At 42.3% G+C, this 2,297-nt stretch carries 2 protein-coding genes and 1 pseudogene; all 3 read right to left on the bottom strand.

Features of this window, described 5'->3' with window-relative positions:
- Nucleotides 1-790: pseudogene (locus QVP40_RS13035) on the bottom strand (ATPase); the annotation flags it as partial.
- Nucleotides 791-808: 18 nt separating this feature from the next.
- Nucleotides 809-1,852, bottom strand: coding sequence for a V0D/AC39 family V-type ATPase subunit (locus tag QVP40_RS13030; protein WP_022068820.1), 1,044 nt, complete (start codon nucleotides 1,850-1,852; stop codon nucleotides 809-811).
- A gap of 20 nt (nucleotides 1,853-1,872) precedes the next feature.
- The gene (locus QVP40_RS13025) at nucleotides 1,873-2,184 is read right to left on the bottom strand and encodes a hypothetical protein (protein ID WP_022068819.1); all 312 of its coding nucleotides are present in this window, start codon (nucleotides 2,182-2,184) and stop codon (nucleotides 1,873-1,875) included.
- Between the last annotated feature and the right edge of the window lie 113 nt (nucleotides 2,185-2,297).

Genomic DNA, 2,297 nt, shown 5'->3' with positions numbered 1-2,297 from the left:
GGATATCAAAGCTTGAAGAGCAGGCGTCCAGGGCAGCTTTTGCAGAAACAATATCCTGACAGTTATCTTTAAGGAAACTGTCGGCAGCTTTCTGGTTGGCATCCAGACCTGCGTGGATTTCTTTGTGACGCTGCTCCAGTTTTGAAAATGCCTCCCTGGCAGTACCGGTATAGCAGTCGGGAACAAAGATCTGTTCAAAATGCATGGATGAATAGACGGCATGTACCTTATGAGCCTGATGCTTTGGCACAAAATAAACACCGTAAATATACTGCTCATTATCACTGCATTTGATAAACAGAGTATCCAGGGTATCATAAATGTATTTCTCGAATTTCTGGAAATACTGTTTTTCAATCCGACCGAACCGGTAATGGATATAACTGAAGTTCAGAATTTCAGATACATCATAATCAAGATTCTGGAAGGGACGGATGATCTTCAGGGAATCCAGCATTTCAGCATGTTCTGCTTTCAGCTTCTGACGGACGTCAGCAAGATGGCCGGATTCTTTCTGGAGCCTTCGGACCACAGAGACAGCGGTTTCTGTATCCATCTTTTTGGGTGTGATGCTTTTCGGGTCTTCCAGTTGTTCATAAAAACTGTTAATGGAAGTGAGGGCTTCACGATAAGGATTGATTTCCAGAAACGGTGACAGATTGGCAACCTCTGTCAGCTCAGAAAGAGCATTTTCCAGATGGATCTCATATTTGGAAAGATAGGTTTCTGTCATTCTGTCAATATCTGCCTTTGGTCCTGTGATGCTCAAAAATTTCATTTTTTCAATCACGATGTTACCTCCGGGTTGTTAATTATTACGAATAAACTGAAGCGCTTCTTCAGGCTGTACACCGTACCGTACACATTCAATGGCAATGGTCAGACGGTTTACTTCATGCTCTTTGTGATACATATAGGAGTAGAGAAGAGCCACGGAATAAGGATCTCTCCGGGCTTCTTTTTCCAGAGTACTGCGGAGCATACAATTATAAAATTCCTCAAGATTATGTGCTGCCAGATGTTCGTATTTTTTGCCGTAATAGGTTTTGCGGAATAAGGGCCGTGCCTCTTCATAGGAGGCGGCTTCCACAAGGGTGTTGATTTCTTCTTTTTTCAATTTGTAATTCATTGGTATCAGCAGGGCGTAGATATCTGCCGGCGCCATATGAAAATACCGTTTGGACCGGAAAATAAACTGCAGATTCAGCATATCGAATTTTTCTCCATATGCATGAGTGATCTGTTTCAGATCATTTCCGGAAAAAAGTTTTTTGCGGACATTCCAGATCTGCGTAAAATAATACAGGTCAAGAGCCATGCCGTAGTCAAAGAGCAGCGCGCTTTCGTGATTCTGGATCTGAGACAGAGGCTGATAAAATTCATTGCCCTTTAATGCCGTGATAAATTCTTCCATAGAGGTACAGGCGATCAGCCTGTCAAGATCCATATTGGAGTGTTTACGGAAAAAATCACGGTACGGTGTCACATCTACAGGATCTGTGTTTCTGTGATCAAACAGGTCTGTCATGATCTCCTTCAGAACACGAATCTCATAGCGTTTGGAATAAAGATCCAGGAATTTGCGCTGCTCCGGATTGGAAAACTGATAGATACGGGAAAAATTGTTAAAAACAGAAGCTTTTAACAGTTTTTCAATCTGTCCTCTGTGGAGAGTGTTTTCATCCAGAGAAGCCCAGGCCTCTTCGTATTCCTTTGTATGCTTCAGATAAGTGATCACCTGAGGAACACTGGATAGCTGAAGAATTTCCTGAAACTGTTCTTCCGTTGTCAGCTTACTCTGCATGGCGCGGATCTTTGCTGAAATCCCGCTGTAGGAGAGGAGATTTCCCATGCTGTCTTATGCCTCCTTTTTCAGTTTGCAAGAAGCTTCCGGAATAAATGCTCTGAAAGGGTTTCGTGATTCTGGCTGTAATAACTGTCCAGTTCACAGAGAGCAGATTCCATCTGACTGCGCAGTTCAGAAAGCTCTTCGTTTTTTTTCTGTTCCAGACTGCTGCGGAGCTCCTGAATCTTTGTATTGGTCTCCTGTTCCAGAGCAGCGTCAAATTCTTTGCATTTTTCCTCCATTTCTGCGGAAAGTGCGGATTTGGTGCTGTCTGCATCCTCCATAATGCGTTTTGCAGTAAGTTCTATTTCAGATAGCTTATTGAGTATCTGTTCCATATTCAACCTCCTTTTGCTGGCAGGATTCTTATTTTGTGGAACTTTATCCTATGATACACCTTCTGTTAAAAAAATACCATACAAATTTACGGCATTATATGGTAATTATTTTA

The sequence above is a fragment of the Blautia sp. CAG:257 genome (assembly GCF_000433815.1).
Classification (GTDB): Bacteria; Bacillota; Clostridia; order Lachnospirales; family Lachnospiraceae; genus Blautia_A; species Blautia_A caecimuris.
The sequence above is the reverse complement of the archived record's forward strand: the minus strand, read 5'-3'. Positions and strand labels throughout refer to the sequence as shown.

Excerpts from the sequence above, each read along its gene's own strand:
- QVP40_RS13030 (WP_022068820.1), bottom strand. The coding sequence starts at position 1,852 with ATGGGAAATCTCCTCTCCTACAGCGGGATTTCAGCAAAGATCCGCGCC.
- QVP40_RS13025 (WP_022068819.1), bottom strand. The coding sequence starts at position 2,184 with ATGGAACAGATACTCAATAAGCTATCTGAAATAGAACTTACTGCAAAA.